General features: G+C 62.9%; 15 protein-coding genes and 2 pseudogenes. 7 read left to right on the plus strand and 10 right to left on the minus strand.

Features of this window, described 5'->3' with window-relative positions; genetic code table 11:
- The first annotated feature begins 2 nt into the window (after window positions 1-2).
- From NLM32_RS26765 to NLM32_RS26775, 3 genes are read left to right on the plus strand one after another with little or no spacing between them, the layout of a single operon-like run.
- Window positions 3-1,277, plus strand: coding sequence for a branched-chain amino acid ABC transporter permease (locus NLM32_RS26765; RefSeq protein ID WP_254131829.1), 1,275 nt, complete (start codon window positions 3-5; stop codon window positions 1,275-1,277).
- Complete coding sequence (locus NLM32_RS26770) at window positions 1,274-2,086, plus strand: ABC transporter ATP-binding protein (RefSeq protein ID WP_254131830.1); 813 nt, start codon at window positions 1,274-1,276, stop codon at window positions 2,084-2,086. Before NLM32_RS26765 ends, NLM32_RS26770 begins: the two co-directional genes overlap by 4 nt.
- Before the next feature lie 29 nt (window positions 2,087-2,115).
- The gene (locus tag NLM32_RS26775; RefSeq protein ID WP_375143650.1) at window positions 2,116-2,823 is read left to right on the plus strand and encodes an ABC transporter ATP-binding protein; all 708 of its coding nucleotides are present in this window, start codon (window positions 2,116-2,118) and stop codon (window positions 2,821-2,823) included.
- A 127-nt stretch (window positions 2,824-2,950) separates the two neighbouring features.
- On the opposite strand, the gene NLM32_RS26780 is transcribed toward NLM32_RS26775, so the two are convergent.
- Complete coding sequence (locus NLM32_RS26780) at window positions 2,951-3,187, minus strand: hypothetical protein (protein ID WP_254135575.1); 237 nt, start codon at window positions 3,185-3,187, stop codon at window positions 2,951-2,953.
- Between NLM32_RS26780 and NLM32_RS26785 the strand changes: the two are divergent.
- The 4 genes and pseudogenes from NLM32_RS26785 to NLM32_RS26800 all read left to right on the plus strand — a co-directional run.
- Window positions 3,138-3,788, plus strand: a pseudogene (locus NLM32_RS26785) (transporter); the annotation flags it as partial. The gene NLM32_RS26780 and the pseudogene NLM32_RS26785 overlap by 50 nt on opposite strands.
- A 192-nt stretch (window positions 3,789-3,980) precedes the next feature.
- Window positions 3,981-4,307, plus strand: coding sequence for a hypothetical protein (locus NLM32_RS26790; RefSeq protein ID WP_254131832.1), 327 nt, complete (start codon window positions 3,981-3,983; stop codon window positions 4,305-4,307).
- A 58-nt stretch (window positions 4,308-4,365) separates the two neighbouring features.
- Entirely contained in the window at window positions 4,366-4,749 is a 384-nt protein-coding gene (locus tag NLM32_RS26795; RefSeq protein WP_254131833.1) for a hypothetical protein, read from the plus strand.
- 3 nt (window positions 4,750-4,752) lie between these two features.
- Window positions 4,753-4,958, plus strand: a pseudogene (locus NLM32_RS26800) (hypothetical protein); the annotation flags it as partial.
- Between the two features lie 51 nt (window positions 4,959-5,009).
- Here NLM32_RS26800 and NLM32_RS26805 read toward each other — a convergent pair.
- The 9 genes from NLM32_RS26805 to NLM32_RS26845 form a co-directional block, all read right to left on the minus strand.
- The gene (locus NLM32_RS26805) at window positions 5,010-5,714 is read right to left on the minus strand and encodes an ABC transporter ATP-binding protein (protein ID WP_254131834.1); all 705 of its coding nucleotides are present in this window, start codon (window positions 5,712-5,714) and stop codon (window positions 5,010-5,012) included.
- 7 nt (window positions 5,715-5,721) lie between these two features.
- Window positions 5,722-7,002, minus strand: a complete 1,281-nt coding sequence (locus NLM32_RS26810) for a lipoprotein-releasing ABC transporter permease subunit (RefSeq protein ID WP_200467568.1) — start codon at window positions 7,000-7,002, stop codon at window positions 5,722-5,724.
- Window positions 7,003-7,092: 90 nt separating this feature from the next.
- Window positions 7,093-8,412, minus strand: coding sequence for a proline--tRNA ligase (gene proS, locus NLM32_RS26815; RefSeq protein WP_254131835.1), 1,320 nt, complete (start codon window positions 8,410-8,412; stop codon window positions 7,093-7,095).
- A gap of 147 nt (window positions 8,413-8,559) precedes the next feature.
- Window positions 8,560-10,122: a CopD family protein gene (locus NLM32_RS26820; protein WP_254131836.1), complete on the minus strand. Its 1,563-nt coding sequence runs from the start codon at window positions 10,120-10,122 to the stop codon at window positions 8,560-8,562.
- Complete coding sequence (locus tag NLM32_RS26825) at window positions 10,122-10,640, minus strand: YcnI family protein (RefSeq protein WP_254131837.1); 519 nt, start codon at window positions 10,638-10,640, stop codon at window positions 10,122-10,124. Before NLM32_RS26825 ends, NLM32_RS26820 begins: the two co-directional genes overlap by 1 nt.
- A gap of 20 nt (window positions 10,641-10,660) precedes the next feature.
- Window positions 10,661-11,089 (minus strand): hypothetical protein, encoded by a 429-nt coding sequence (locus tag NLM32_RS26830; protein ID WP_254131838.1) that lies wholly within the window; start codon window positions 11,087-11,089, stop codon window positions 10,661-10,663.
- The gene (locus NLM32_RS26835; RefSeq protein ID WP_254131839.1) at window positions 11,089-11,613 is read right to left on the minus strand and encodes a copper chaperone PCu(A)C; all 525 of its coding nucleotides are present in this window, start codon (window positions 11,611-11,613) and stop codon (window positions 11,089-11,091) included. Before NLM32_RS26835 ends, NLM32_RS26830 begins: the two co-directional genes overlap by 1 nt.
- Window positions 11,614-11,654: 41 nt before the next feature.
- A complete protein-coding gene (locus NLM32_RS26840) occupies window positions 11,655-14,114 on the minus strand; it encodes a TonB-dependent receptor (protein ID WP_254131840.1) in 2,460 nt (819 codons plus the stop codon).
- 86 nt (window positions 14,115-14,200) lie between these two features.
- Window positions 14,201-14,587 (minus strand): DUF2946 family protein, encoded by a 387-nt coding sequence (locus NLM32_RS26845; protein ID WP_254131841.1) that lies wholly within the window; start codon window positions 14,585-14,587, stop codon window positions 14,201-14,203.
- Window positions 14,588-14,645: the final 58 nt, after the last annotated feature.

Below are 14,645 nucleotides of genomic sequence, written 5' to 3' on the forward strand. Positions count from 1 at the left end.
TCATGGTCAGCCGCCCGTTTTCCAGATCTGCGTGGCTGATTGCCTATACGCTGGTCGTGACCCTGCTGTGTATTTTCGTCTTCACGGGCAACGGCCTGATGGACACGGTGGCGTTCGTCGCGTTGCTTGTCCCGCTCTTCCTGGCAAGCGACTTCGACAAGACCGATCCGCGCGTCGGTGGGCTCGTGCTGGCCTTCGTGTTGCTGTGTGCCCTGCCCGTCATCGGAATGCGCAACACCTTCTATCTCGACGTCGCCATTCAGGTCGGCATCTTTGCGGTCCTGGCGCTGGGGCTGAACATCGTGGTGGGTTTCGCCGGTCTATTGGATCTCGGCTTCGTCGCATTCTTCGCGGTCGGCGCCTACCTCTGGGCCATTGTCAGCTCTCCCCACGGAGCCGCGTTGCTCGGCGCGGGATTCCCGCTGCAAGGTGATGCGTTCTTCGTCATCGTGATCGTCGCCATCTTTGTCGCGGCTGGCGCCGGCGCGTTGCTCGGATTGCCGGTGCTGAGGTTGAAAGGCGACTATCTCGCCATCGTCACGTTGGGCTTCGGCGAGGTCATCCGCGTTCTCGCCAACAACCTCGACAAGCCCGTGAACATCACCAATGGCCCGCAAGGGATCGCCGGGATCGCGCAACCACTCACCGAGGCCGCCCGCGTTCTCGCAACCGACACGGCGGTGGCCACCTTCAGATGGCAGGCACTGATCTATTACGCTGTCGTGCTCGCGCTGGTGCTCGTGGCCGTGCTCGCCAATCGCAGACTGGACAGCTCCAGTATCGGACGCTCGTGGGTCGCGATCCGCGAGGATGAGATCGCCGCGCAGGCCATGGGCGTTCCGCTGGTCAGGACCAAGCTGATCGCCTTTGCGACTGGAGCGGCCTTCGCGGGCACGATGGGCGTCCTCTTTGCCGCGAAGCAGACCTTCGTCAGCCCCGAAAGTTTTGATTTCAATCAGTCGATCGGCATTCTCGCAATGATCGTGCTGGGTGGGCTCGGCTCGATACGTGGCGTGATGATGGGGGCCGGGCTCGTCACGATCCTCAACCTGCAGATCCTCAAGTCGCTTTCGGCCGGATTAAACCACCTGCGCGCGACCGGATTTGAGATTTTCGGCTGGTCCTTCGCCAACCTGCCGACGCAGTTCGAACCCTCCAAATACGAACGGCTGATCTTCGGTCTCATTCTCATCGCCATGATGCTGTACCGGCCGCGCGGGCTGGTCCCTGCCGAACGGCGTCCCATTTCAGCAAGAGACGCCGGGAGAGCCTCGTGACCAGCAATCTGCTCCTGGATGTGACGAACCTGCGCAAATCGTTCGGCGGCCTGACCGCGGTCGATAACGTCACGCTCAAAGTCGCGCGCGGGTCGATCATCTCGGTGATCGGGCCGAACGGAGCCGGCAAGACCACGTTCTTCAATCTGATCACCGGGATCTACCGGCCGGACGTTGGCGTGGCGCTGCTCGACGGCGTTGACCTCGTCGGCCTCCGGCCCGATCAAGTCGCAGCCGCAGGCCTTGCGCGGACGTTTCAGAATATCCGCCTGTTCGCGGGAATGACGGCCCTCGAAAATGTCGTCGTCGCGAGATCGATGCATATGCGTTCGGGCTATTGGGGCGCCCTGTTCCGCACGCGCGCCTATGCAAATGAGGAGCATTCCGCGATTGCGGACGCCATTCAACTGCTTGGGTTCGTCGGCCTTGCCGACAAGGCGGACGTGCCCGCCGGCAGTCTTGCATATGGCGAGCAGCGCCGCCTTGAAATCGCCCGCGCGCTCGCCACGAGACCGAAGCTCCTGCTGCTCGACGAGCCGTCCGCCGGCATGAATCCGCAGGAAACGGAGGACGCCAAGGCGCTGATCCTGCGGATCCGTTCGGACCTCGGCATAGCTGTCGTGCTGATCGAGCACGACATGCGGCTGGTCATGACCGTTTCCGATCACATCGTCGTCCTCGACTACGGCAGCAAGATCGCGGAAGGCGGAGCAGACGATATCAGGACGCACCCCAAGGTGATCGAAGCCTATCTCGGACGCGGCGTTGCGGCGCGCACGGCCACATCGGAGAGCGGAAAGACGTCATGACGAATGCATCGGGATCGGCCGGACGGCCTCTGCTTGAGGTCAAGAATATCGACGTGTTCTACGGAGCAATCCACGCGATCCGCGATCTATCGGTGATCGTGAACGAAGGCGAAATCGTTACGCTCATCGGCAGCAACGGCGCTGGAAAGACGACAGCGCTTGGTGCGATCTCGCGCCTGCTGCCCATCCGCTCCGGCGAGGTCCTGTTGGATGGACGCTCCCTCGGATCGGTTCCGCCGCATGACGTCGTGCGCCTTGGGCTCGCCCATGTCCCGGAGCGGCGCCGCATCTTTGCCGATCTGACCGTGATCGAGAACCTCGAAATGGGCGCCTTCACGGTCAACTCGAAGGCCGATATCGCCAGCCGAATGGCCGAGATGCTCGAGCTGTTCCCGCGCCTTGCCGAGCGACGCAAGCAGTTCGGCGGTACGCTGTCGGGAGGTGAACAGCAAATGCTCGCCGTGGCCCGCGCGCTGATGCAGCGCCCGCGGATACTCCTGCTTGACGAGCCATCGATGGGACTTTCGCCGCTCTTCGTCGAGCGCATCTTCGATATCATCGAGACGATCAACAAAAGCGGGGTCACGATCCTGCTTGTGGAGCAAAACGCCCATATGGCCTTGGCAATCGCCGACCGCGGCTACGTGCTGAAGAACGGTACGATCGTCGATCAAGGCAGTGGTGCCAACCTCATGTCGGACGAGAGCATACAAGCGGCCTATCTCGGCGCGCACTGACACCCGAGACAATCGTCGCTACCGGTGCTTACAGGCGTTGACCTGGATCAAGGAAAGTCGCGACCTGCTCAGGACGCCGCCTTATGCGGTGCGAAACTAGCCACGCCGCGGCCTTTGTCGCAGCTCCCTATTGCTTGAGCTGCTTGATGAGGTCTTCGATCTCGCGATTGCCCTGCATCAGGCGTGAGAGCTGTTCGGCGTAGCCGACGGCAGATGCGGAATCCCCTCTCTCGCGACTCAGCGTGAGCGCCGCGGAAAGCATATCGCGATCGTTGGGATGCATCTGCAAACCGTTCCTGAGCACAGCAATCCGCAGCCTATCGACACCCCTCGGTTCAATCCCATTTTCACGTTCCGATTCCATCAGCGACTCCATCACCAGCTTCGGCGATGTGATCCCGCAGTTCGCCCTGCGCTGGAATGCCGGCGTCAACAACTACATGACCTACATCACGGGCGACATCCCGGTCGGGGCTTACCAGTCGGGACGCCTTGCCAATCTCGGGATCGGGCACGGCACGATCGATGCGGGCGGTGGCTATACCTATTTCAATCCGCAGACCGGACATGAGTTCTCCGGCGTGCTCGGCTTCACCTACAATTTCGAGAACCCGGACACGAAGTATCAAAGCGGCGTCGACATGCACTTCGACTGGGGCGCCTCGCAATTCCTGAGCAAGCAGGTCCAGGTCGGTTTGGTCGGCTACGTCTACAAGCAGCTCGGCTGCGATAGTGGCTCTGGCGATCGCGTCGGTTGTTTCCGCTCGCAGGTGGCTGGTATCGGCCCGCAGATCGGGTTCATTTTTCCGGTCGGTGACATGCAGGGCTATCTCAACTTCAAGGCCTATGGGGAATTTGCTGCCGAAGCCCGACCAGCGGGCTGGAACGCCTGGGTGACATTTGCAATCTCGCCGCCCGCGCCTCCGCTAGCGGTCACGCCGACGAAGCACGTGATCACAAAATAACCGGCTTCCAGCAAGCCGCGACGATTGATGATGCGCGACTTCCCGCTCGAACCGAAGATTTTGGTTCTTCGAACAATGAACCGGCCCGGCCCCGCACTGCAGCAGGCGGAGCGCTGGTTGATCTGAATCAACACTCGCCCGGAACACTGTGGCTCCCTGCAAACGACGTTTACCGAATGCAGGAGAGTGTAAGTGTTCTTCAATGCATCGCGCGTCCTCACGCTTGCCGCTGCGGCTTTCGCAATAACCGGCACTGCAACCGCCCAAACAGCTGCGCCGCAGATGACGATTGACGCGGGCACGCCCGAGGTGGTGCCATCGCTCTCCGTCCGCTATTCCAAGAGTGCCGCGCTGCAAAGTGCCCAACCGGTGCGGGCCGTAGTGCCACCGAATGCGATCGTCTTCGCCGGTGGCTGCAAGAGCAGCTTCGTCTGCCGGCAAGACCTATTCGATCGCAACAGCAGGAATAACCTGCGGTCCGATTGGCCCGCTCCGCCGGCTCAACCAGGTCAGTTCTGACGCGGCGCCTTTCGGTGCGGCGAAGCAGTTCAATTGCCAGTACTTGAAGGAGGTTGAGATGAAGATTGCGGCATTATCTGCAGCGTTTCTCGGAAGCCAATTGTTCGTGATACCCGTTTCCGATCGCGTCCCCGAACTGAAGGTCGAGGCGCAGTGCCAAGCCACCACCGCGACCGACAAGGCGATGGGTCTCTCGGAATCCCAGAGTTTTGCCGACTGCATGCGCGACGAAACGGACGCGCGGCAGCAACTCCAGACGCTCTGGACGGCGACCCCAGGGCCCGTTCGCGACAGTTGCCTGGGCGAAGCGACAGGCGAAGGAAGTCCGAGCTATGTCGATCTTCTCACCTGCATCCAGATGCGGCAAATCGCCAGTGCGACTCCGACGGACACGGCGCCGAAATTGCGAGGCGCTAGCAAGAACCGAAACAAGCAACAATAGCTCGCCAGGGTGGGAAGGCCGGCAGCTCCGTCAGCGCCGCCGGGGTTGCGCGTCGAACCACGCGGCGAGCGGTTGTGGGAGGCGCGGCGGTTGGGGCGGCGTTCCGATCGAGGTGGAACTCCCGCAGGGCCCATGCCGCGACGATGGCATCATCTCACTGTTTTGCCCGACGGGTCAAATCGATTCGCAAAATACGAAAACACCTTTGAGCCCGCGACCGGGCCGCGGGCTACTGTGCATGGGGTTGTTTTCGCGTTTTGTTATTCGAGCTCGACCACTTGGCCGTTCGACAGCGACACGCGCCGGTCCATCCGGCCGGCGAGTTCCATATTGTGGGTCGCGATCAGCATCGAGACCTTGGTCGCCTTCACCAACTGCATCAGCGCCTGGAACACGTGGTCGGCGGTGTGCGGATCGAGATTGCCGGTCGGCTCGTCGGCGAACAGCACGCGCGGTGCATTGGCGACCGCACGCGCAATCGCGACACGCTGCTGCTCGCCGCCCGACAGCTCCGCCGGACGATGGGTGATGCGGTCGCCGAGACCGAGATAGCCGAGGATCTCCTTGGCGCGTTTGACGCTCTCGGACTTCTTCAGGCCGCGGATCATCTGCGGCATCATCACGTTCTCGAGCGCCGAAAACTCCGGCAGCAGCCGGTGCGACTGGTAAACGAAGCCGATATCGGTGCGGCGCAGCTGGGTGCGCTCGATGTCGGGCAGTTGCGAGGTCGGCGCGCCGTTGACATAGACCTCGCCGGAATCGGGCGCCTCGAGCAGGCCGGCGATGTGCAGCAGCGTCGACTTGCCCGAGCCTGACGGCGCGACCAGCGCGACCGACTGGCCCGCCCACAGCGCGAGCTTGGCGTTGTCCAGGATAGTCAGCGCCGCCTCGCCCTGCAGGTACTGCCGCTTTATCTCGTGGAGATAGATGACCGGTACATCTTCCGCCCCCTGCTGCTGCTCCATCAGCCCCTCACTCGTACCGCAGCGCTTCGACCGGATCGAGGCGCGCGGCGCGCCACGACGGGTAGAGCGTCGCCAGGAACGACAGCGTCAGCGCCATGATGACGACGGCCGTGGTCTCGCCGACGTCGATCTCGGCGGGCAGTTTCGACAGGAAATAGAGCTCCGGCGAGAACAGCTCGGTAGAGGTCAGCCAGGACAGGAATTGCCGGATCGATTCGATGTTGAGGCAGATCACAAGGCCGACGAAGAAGCCGACCAGCGTGCCGACCACGCCGATGGAGGCGCCCGTGATCAGGAAGATCCGCATGATCGAGCCTTGTGAAGCGCCCATCGTGCGCAGGATCGCAATGTCGCTGCCCTTGTCCTTCACCAGCATGATCAGGCCGGAGACGATGTTCAGCGCCGCGACCAGGACGATCATGGTCAGGATCAGGAACATCACGTTGCGCTCGACCTGGAGCGCGTTGAAGAACGTCGAGTTGCGCTGCCGCCAGTCGACCAGGAACACCGGCCGGCCCGCGGCCTCCGTCACCGACTTGCGGAAGGCGTCGATCTTGTCGGGATTGGTGGTGAACACCTCGATCGAGGTGACATCGCTGCTGCGGTTGAAATAGGCCTGCGCTTCGGCGAGCGGCATGAAGACGAAGCCGAGATCGTATTCGGACATGCCGATCTCGAACACCGCGACGATCTTGTAGGGCTTGATGCGCGGCGTGGTGCCCATCGGCGTCACCGCGCCCTTCGGCGCCACCAAGGTCACGCTGTCGCCCGCATGCAGCGACAACTGGTCGGCGAGCCGCCGGCCGATCGCGACGCCCTGCCCGTCGTCAAAGCCCTCGAGCGAGCCCTGCTTGATGTTCTTGGCGATCGAGGTGAGGTTGTTCAGGTCGTCGGAGCGGATGCCGCGCACCAGCACGCCCGAGGCGTTCCAGGGCGAGGACGCCAGCGCTTGGCCGTCGACGACGGGGGCAGCGAGCCGGATGCCCTGGACCTGGCTGATGCGCTCGGCGACGTCCTTCCAGTCGGTCAGCGGCGATTCCAGCGGCTGGACCAGGATGTGGCCGTTCAGCCCCAGGATCTTGTCGAGCAGCTCTTTCCGGAAGCCGTTCATCACCGCCATCACGATGATCAGCGTGGCCACGCCGAGCATGATGCCGAGGAAGGAGAACCCGGCGATGACCGAAATGAATCCCTCCTTGCGCCGCGCCCGCAGATAGCGGGCCGACAGCATCCACTCGAAGGGTGCGAACGGCGCAGTTTGAACGGTTTCGGTCATGGTTTCATCCATCGCTCGATAATCCCATGATTCGGGGTCAATTGTGGCCGGATTGGCGGCCGGGATATCGGGCGATGAACAATATTCAGCCGACCAGCCTTATCAGCCCACGAGTCTTGCGACCGCGTCCGCTGGCGACATCGTCTCGCGGGAGCCGTCACTGCGCTTCTTGATCTCGACCTTGCCCTCGGCCAGCCCCTTCGGCCCGATCATGATCTGCCAGGGGATGCCAATCAGGTCGGCGGCCGCGAATTTTGCACCGGCGCGCTGGTCGGTGTCGTCATAGAGCACGTCGACGCCCTTGGCCTGGAGCTCGGCATAGAGCTTTTCGCAGGCCGCATCGACCGCGGCATCGCCCTGCTTCAGATTGAGGATCGACACGCGGAACGGCGCCACCGCCTCCGGCCATTTGATGCCGGCATCGTCATGGCAGGCCTCGATGATGGCGCCCAACAGGCGCGAGACGCCGACGCCGTAGGAGCCGCCATGGATCGGCACGTCCACGCCGTCCGGGCCCGCCACCATCGCCTTCATCGGCTCGGAATATTTCGTGCCGAAATAGAAGATCTGGCCGACCTCGATGCCGCGAGTGTTCACGCGCTTGTCCGCCGGCACTTCCTGCTCGAACCGCGCGGGATCGTGAACGTCCTCCGTCGCAGCATAGACCGAGGTCCACTGCTTGATGATCGGGGTCAGGTCGCCCTCATAGTCGACATCCTCGCCGGGCACCGGCAGGTCCAGCACGTCGCGATTGATGAACACGCCGGATTCGCCGGTTTCCGCGAGCACGATGAATTCGTGGCTGAGATCGCCGCCGATCGGGCCGGTCTCGGCGCGCATCGGGATCGCCTTCAGCCCCATCCGCGCAAAGGTGCGCAAATAGGCGACGAACATCTTGTTGTAAGCGACGCGCGCGGCGGCCTCGTTGAGATCGAAGGAATAGGCATCCTTCATCAGGAACTCGCGGCCGCGCATCACGCCGAAGCGCGGACGCTGCTCGTCGCGGAATTTCCATTGGATATGATAGAGATTCAGCGGCAGGTTCTTGTAGGACTTCACGTAAGCGCGGAAGATCTCGGTGATCATTTCCTCGTTGGTCGGCCCGTACAGCAGCTCGCGCTTGTGGCGATCGGCGATGCGCAGCATCTCCGGGCCGTAGGCATCATAGCGGCCGCTCTCGCGCCAGAGGTCGGCGAGCTGGAGCGTCGGCATCAACAGTTCCAGCGCGCCGGAACGGTCCTGCTCCTCGCGCACGATCTGCTCGATCTTCTTCAGCACCCGGAAGCCCAGCGGCAGCCAGGCATAGATGCCGGCCGCCTCCTGCCGGATCATGCCGGCGCGGAGCATCAGCCGATGCGAGACGATCTCCGCCTCTTTCGGATTTTCCTTCAGAATGGGCAGAAAGAACCGCGACAACCGCATGGGAATACTCTGGGAATCAGTGATGGCCCGCAGTGAAACCGGATTGGGAGCGAAAACACAAGGCCGGGAATGAGGAAAAGCCGCTAACGCGGCGGAATTCCTGTCATTTTTCCGTTGCCTTCAGGTTCGACATGAACCGTGTTCGCCTTAAGGCGGTGCGACCTCGAGATCGTCCTCGAGCGTGATCTTCTCGAAATCGGTCACCAGCGCGTCGATCCGCACATGCCAGCGGCCGGCGAAGGGCAGCTCGACCTTGCGGACGTGCCAATAGCCGTCAGGCCCGAGCTTGGCGTCGCGCTCCATCGGTTCGATGCCGCGCTCGGGCAGGCTAAGCGTCAGAGTAGCCTCCTTGGCCTTCAGCGGCGTCGCCTCGCCGGTCATGAGCTGGAGCACGAAATCGTCAACGCCGGCCTTGCCCGGCGACACCAGCACCTGGAACATGGCTTTGTCGGTGTGGATGTGGATTGCCAGTGGCGTCTCCGGCACCATGGTCCGCGGCGGCGGCGTGAAGCGCCAGCCGGCGACGACGGCGAAGATACCGAGCGCGGCCCCACATTCGAGCAGGATCGAACGCTTGAGCGCAACCGCCGCACCCTGGCCTTTCGCCAGCGCCGGCGTCAGCCGAGTGCGATTGAGCCCGGCGAGCGCCAGCAGGGACAAGACCAGCGCCAGCTTGACCGAGAGAATGAGCCCATAGCTGGTCTCGACCAGCGCAGAAAGCTTTTCCAGCTGGATGATCGCAAGCGTCAATCCGGTCAGCGCCAGCGCTGCGACCACCGGCATGGCGATGCGCGAGAAGCGGTTCAAGAGCGGCAGCACCGCCGGCGTCGGCTTCGACAGCAGCGCCGCGAGCGGTGCCAGCGCGCCGATCCAGAAGGCAACGGCGAGGCCATGGAGAAAGATCGCCGGCCGCGTTAACACCTCGGGCGACGCCGTTGCCGCGTGCCCGGTGATGGCAAGCGAAAGCCCGACGCCGGTGAACGCAATGACCGCAAGAGCGCGCGCATACCACGCGCGGCCCAGCGCCATCAACGCGAGCAGCATCGCCGCGATGGCGACAAGCAAGGCGGGGCCAGCGCTGGTCGCGAACGCGATTTTCCAGGGGGCCCCCGTCGTGATCGATGCCGGCGGCAGACCGAGGAGATCGAGCCCAAGCGCACCGAGAGAGACAATTGCACTCGGGAGGCCAACAAGGAGCGCCGCGCGGGGCACGCTCATGCCCGTCATCGACCACGAGATCCAGCGGGCAAAGAATACGCCGCCTACACCGACAAACAGTCCGAGATAGAGACCGATCCGCGACAGCCAGATCAGCGCGTTCAACCGGCCATCCTCATTGGCCGGAGGCTGCGTCGCCGTCGGCCTGCCGACCGAGAAGATCACCGATCCCGCGACGGGATGACCGTCCTGCGAGATTACCCGGTAGCTCACGACTGCGGTGCCCTGCGGCAGGTCCGGCGGCATCGTGATCGAAACGCCCTCGCCTGATGTCGTGACGGTTGCGTCGTCGCGAGCCCTCCCCGCGCCATCGATCAGCTGGATCGCACCGGGGGTCACCGCCTCGTTGAAGCGCAGCTCCACCGCCTTTGGCGCGCTCGCCAGGATGCTGCCACTCGCCGGCTCGACCGAGATCAGCGCCGCATGCGCCAACGCGCCGGTCGAAGTGCCGGCGACGACGAACAGCATCACGAGCGCAGCGAGACGACGCATTACGGCTTGGGCAGAAGCTTCACGCCTGGCGCCGGCGACTTGTCCTCGTGCGAACGCGCGGCCCCTTCGGCCGGAATTTCGATCCAGCGGCTGACGCCTTTCTCGCATTCCTGCACCACCGGGAAATACAGCGTGGTGTCAGGCTTCAAGCTGTCGGTGAGGAAGCTGCTGACGACGAACTCGTCGTAATTGTGGTCCGGCAACTTGCCGCCGGACCAGACCACTTCCTTCACGCCCGAAGTCAGCTTGTTGCCGTGATAGTCGTAGGCGCTGGCATACTGCCCCTCGACGACATCGACGTTCCAGCCGGCCTTCGGCATCGGCTTCACGGCGATGACGCCTTCCGGAATCTGCACACGGATCTTGACCGTCGGCGAGCCGGAGCAGCCATGCGGCACGGCGAAGACGGCCTTGTAGGACGCACCGACCGTGGCCTGCTTGCCTTCCAGATAGACGTGGGCCGCCGCAGGCGATGCGGCAAGCGCAGCCATCACGATCAGCCAGATTCGCTTCGACATGTTTAGCCTCTTCGACACCGTCACTTGATCAGGATCGGTGATTCCACGTTGACATGATCAGCCTCGGAGATCGCAATTCCGAGGCCCAGCATCCAGCGCCCCGGCGTCAATTGCGCGACCTTCACGCGCCAGCCGTCCTCGCCGTTGCGCCTAGCTTCGACCGGCGTGAGCTTCCGACCCGTCTGCGTGTCTACCAGTGTCACCGACACGGCCTTTGCCGTGAGCGGCGCCTCGTCCGTCGTTTCGAGTTGGATGGCAATCTCGACCGGACCGGCGCGACCGGGCGAGACCGTAACATTGGCCATCGCCTTCTCGGTATGCAGATGGGTAAAGAAACTGTCGTCGTCAGCCGCAACGGGTGTTGCCGCGGCCGACAACAATGCAGCCGCTCCGAGCACCAGGCTCGTGATGGTTCGACGCAGGGTCATCTGGGACTTGATCAGCTTCATCACATCTTCATTCCCGAATGATCGGGCATTTTCTTCATCATCATGCTTCCGCCACCGCCGGGAGCCTGCGCACCGACACCCTGGACGTCGAGCGACACCACGACCTTGCCGGCTTTCTCAAACTCGAGCGTGACCGGCACCTTCTCGCCCTCCTTGAACGCGCCCTTGAGATCCTGGAGCATCAGGTGATAGCCGCCCGGCGCGAGCTTCACGGTCTTGCCGGGCTCAATGACGAGCCCCTTGTCCAGCGGGCGCATCTTCATCACGCCATTGTCCATCGCCATCTCGTGGACCTCGGTCTTCCCGGCGATCTCTGCGGTCACTGCGACGAGCTTATCGGGCGCCGAGCCCTTGTTCTCGATGGTCAGGAAGCCGCCAGCGACCTTTGCGCCGCCAGGCGTCGCCCGGCTCCAGGCCTGGGAGATCACGAGATCGCCCGCCTTGACGTCGTCGGCGCGGACGGGAGCCGCGATGACAACGGCCGAGAACGCCGCAAGCGTGAAGATGCGTGAGAGTTTGTTCATATCGATTGCCTTTCTTGTCGCCATTCAGAGTCTACCACCCGTCAGAACGTGTACTTGCCGGCGAGAACGAAAGTTCGTCCCGGGAACGGATGGAACAGGATGTATTGCTCGTTGAAGAGATTATCGATGCCAAAGTCGAACGCGAAATTCTTCGTCGCGTTGTAGTGGATCTTCAAGTCCACAACGAAAAAGTTATCGAAGGCGCCGTAGACGTGCGGGATGATATCCGAATTATCCAACGTCGAATACTGCTTGCCGCTGTAGCGCGCCGCAACCGTATAGGCCCAGCTATCATTCGGCCGATAGGTGACGCCGAACTTGGCGCGCCAGTCAGGAACGAAAGGTACGCGCTTGCCGACGACGCTGGTCGGGCCCTTCCAGTTCGGATCAGAGATGATTCTGGAATCGACGTAAGTGACGCTGCCGAAGACTTGCAGTCCGCTTACCAGCACATTGTCCTTATCAGCCGACAATTCGACGCCCTGCATTCGGATCGCCGCGACGTTGCCAACCGCCGTCTGCACCGATTGCGCCCCGCTCGCGTCCGTCACCGTGGTTGATTGCGAGATAAGCGCATTGTTGGTCCGCTCGCCGAACACGGTGAGCCGCACCCGCCCATCGACCCAGCGCCGCTCGAGATTGAGCTCGCCGGTGAAATCCTGCTCTGGCGACAGCAGCGGATTAGCGAGATAGGTGACACCGCCGACGCTGATGTTCTGGTAGAGCTCGGTCACCGTCGGATAACGGTAGGCCTCACCGAAATTCGCGGTGACATTCCAGTCCTTGTTGGGATCGAACGACAACGATGCCTTCGGCGAGAAATTGGTCGAGGACAGGCCCGGCTGCCACGTCGGCACCGCGGACGTGATGACGCCGGCGCTGGTCGTCGTGGTGTTGAGATTGAAACCCTCGACCGCCTGCCAGCTCTCCAGCCGTCCACCGAGCGTCAACTTGACCATTGGCGTGATCTTCCAGGCATCCTGTACCCAGAGAGCTTCGGTGTGCGTCTCGCCAACACCGGTCGAATAGAGCTGGCCGTTGCCGGTCGAGGGCGCATTGAACCAGACGGTCGAGGCATAGACCGGGTTTTCAAGCCGGTAGCGGTCGCCGTGCAGGCCAAAACTGATCTCGTGCGGACCATCGATTCCGAACGGACGCCAGATGCCCTTGGCGTCAGCGTTCTGCCAGTTGGTGCCGTCCATCCGCGTCACCTTACCGTTCAACGAATAGCCAAGGCCCGGCGGCGCCACCACCGTAAAGGGATTGACCAGGGTATCCTCGAGATAGTTGTAACTCGAGGCCGCAAGATCGAAGTCGAACACGCCCTTGGTATCGCTCTTAAGCGAGACAGCGTTGCTCATATGGAGCTGATCCCAGGTGTACTTGCTGCTCGCAAAGCTGCCGATGCCGCCGAACGTCGGCAAGCCCGTTGCGGTCGATCTGAGATAGGTCTGCGGGTCGGAGGTCTGGTGATTGTTCCAGATGCCGAGCGAATACGTCGCCTGCACGAGCGGCGTAATGTCGTAGGCGAGCCGCAGATTGCCGGAGGTCTGCTGCGAATGCGCCAACGTGCCGGTGCCAACGACGTTGGCAGCGCCGCCCGTCTTGTTGAGCGCGGCAAAGCCGCCTGTCGTGCCAGCCGGGAACGTCGCATTGGTCGTGTACGTCAGCGGCTGCTGATAACTGTCGAGATGATTGGCGCTGACGAGCCAGGACAGCTTGCCGTCGCGATTGCCTGCAGCAGCGCTCGTCTGGCTGGTGACATAGGTGTCCTTGGTGCCGTATTGATTCCACGGCATCACCGAGACGGTTTCCTTGGCCACCGCAAAGGGCTTGTCCGGCATCTTGGACGTGATCAGCAGAACGCCGCCGATGGAATTGCCGGGATAGGCGGCCGCGAACGGACCGTTGAGGAAATCGACCCGCCCGATCGCTTCGGGCGAGATCAGATTCCATTTCGGCGAAGCGCCGGAGTTGTTGTTGCCGATCAGCGCCGAAATCAGCAGATCGTCATAATAGATCAGCGTCCGCGCACTCGAGTTCAGGCCCCAGCTTCGCGTCGCGAGCACCGCCTGATTGTCGCCGTCATTGCGCTTCCGCACGAACAGGCTCGGCATATATTTGACGGCGTCCTCGGGGTCCTTGAGGTTGATGGTCTCGTCGACCTGCTTTGCCGTGATGCTGAAGGACCGCTGCGGCAGTTGATAGCGGGCCACCGCCGCCGGCTGATCGAGCGACGCACGGGCGCTGCCCGCACCCTGCTCATTGGTTGCAGCCACCGAAGCCGGCTGTTCGGCCACCGGCTTTGCCGAATTCCTCCTGGCGCCTGCGGTTTGCATGGCCGGCTTGCGCGGCTTGGGTTTCACCGTCGCGGGCGCATCGACGGTCACCGCAGGCAGTTCTCTGGGGCTGCTCTGGGCGAAAACGCCGCTCGACGAGGCAAGCAGCGCGGCCTGAACGGCAACGAGGCTCACGCCGCAGCGGGCATGACGAGGTAACATGGGGACATTCCTGACGCCGGCTTTCTTTCCGGCCATTCGACAGCATCAATCGCCAACGGGTGAACCAAGGCGATCACGAGAGGTCGTCAGGAGAAGTGGGGAGGCCCCCGCGCCTGAGCGCTTGAGCCTTTATGGGCGGCGAGAGCGGACGCATCCGCCTCATGCCACACCACTCGCGCGGCGTGGCGCAAGGGAACGGAGAGCGTCGCGTGCGGCGGCGAATCGAAGGATGCGTTGGCCTGCGCCAGGCAACACAGCGCGCAGGCACCGGCATGCGCGGTCGGCGCTCCGTTCTGGTCGTTGGGTGTACCCTGCTCGCTGACGCTGTGGCAGATGACCCCCGCGCCAAGCGGATCGGCAACGGCCTGGCCGGCCGCCCAGCAGGCGGCGATCGGCGCCAGCACCTGCATCGCCAAAGCGAGCAGGACAACCGGTAAGAATTTTTGCAGCCGAGCGCGCATCCGCCGAACCATTCGTTCGTCTGCTAACTAAACACTGCGCCCGCTCCGAGTCGAGATCACATCGCCGCCT

The organism is Bradyrhizobium sp. CCGUVB14 (assembly GCF_024199935.1).
Taxonomy (GTDB): Bacteria; Pseudomonadota; Alphaproteobacteria; order Rhizobiales; family Xanthobacteraceae; genus Bradyrhizobium.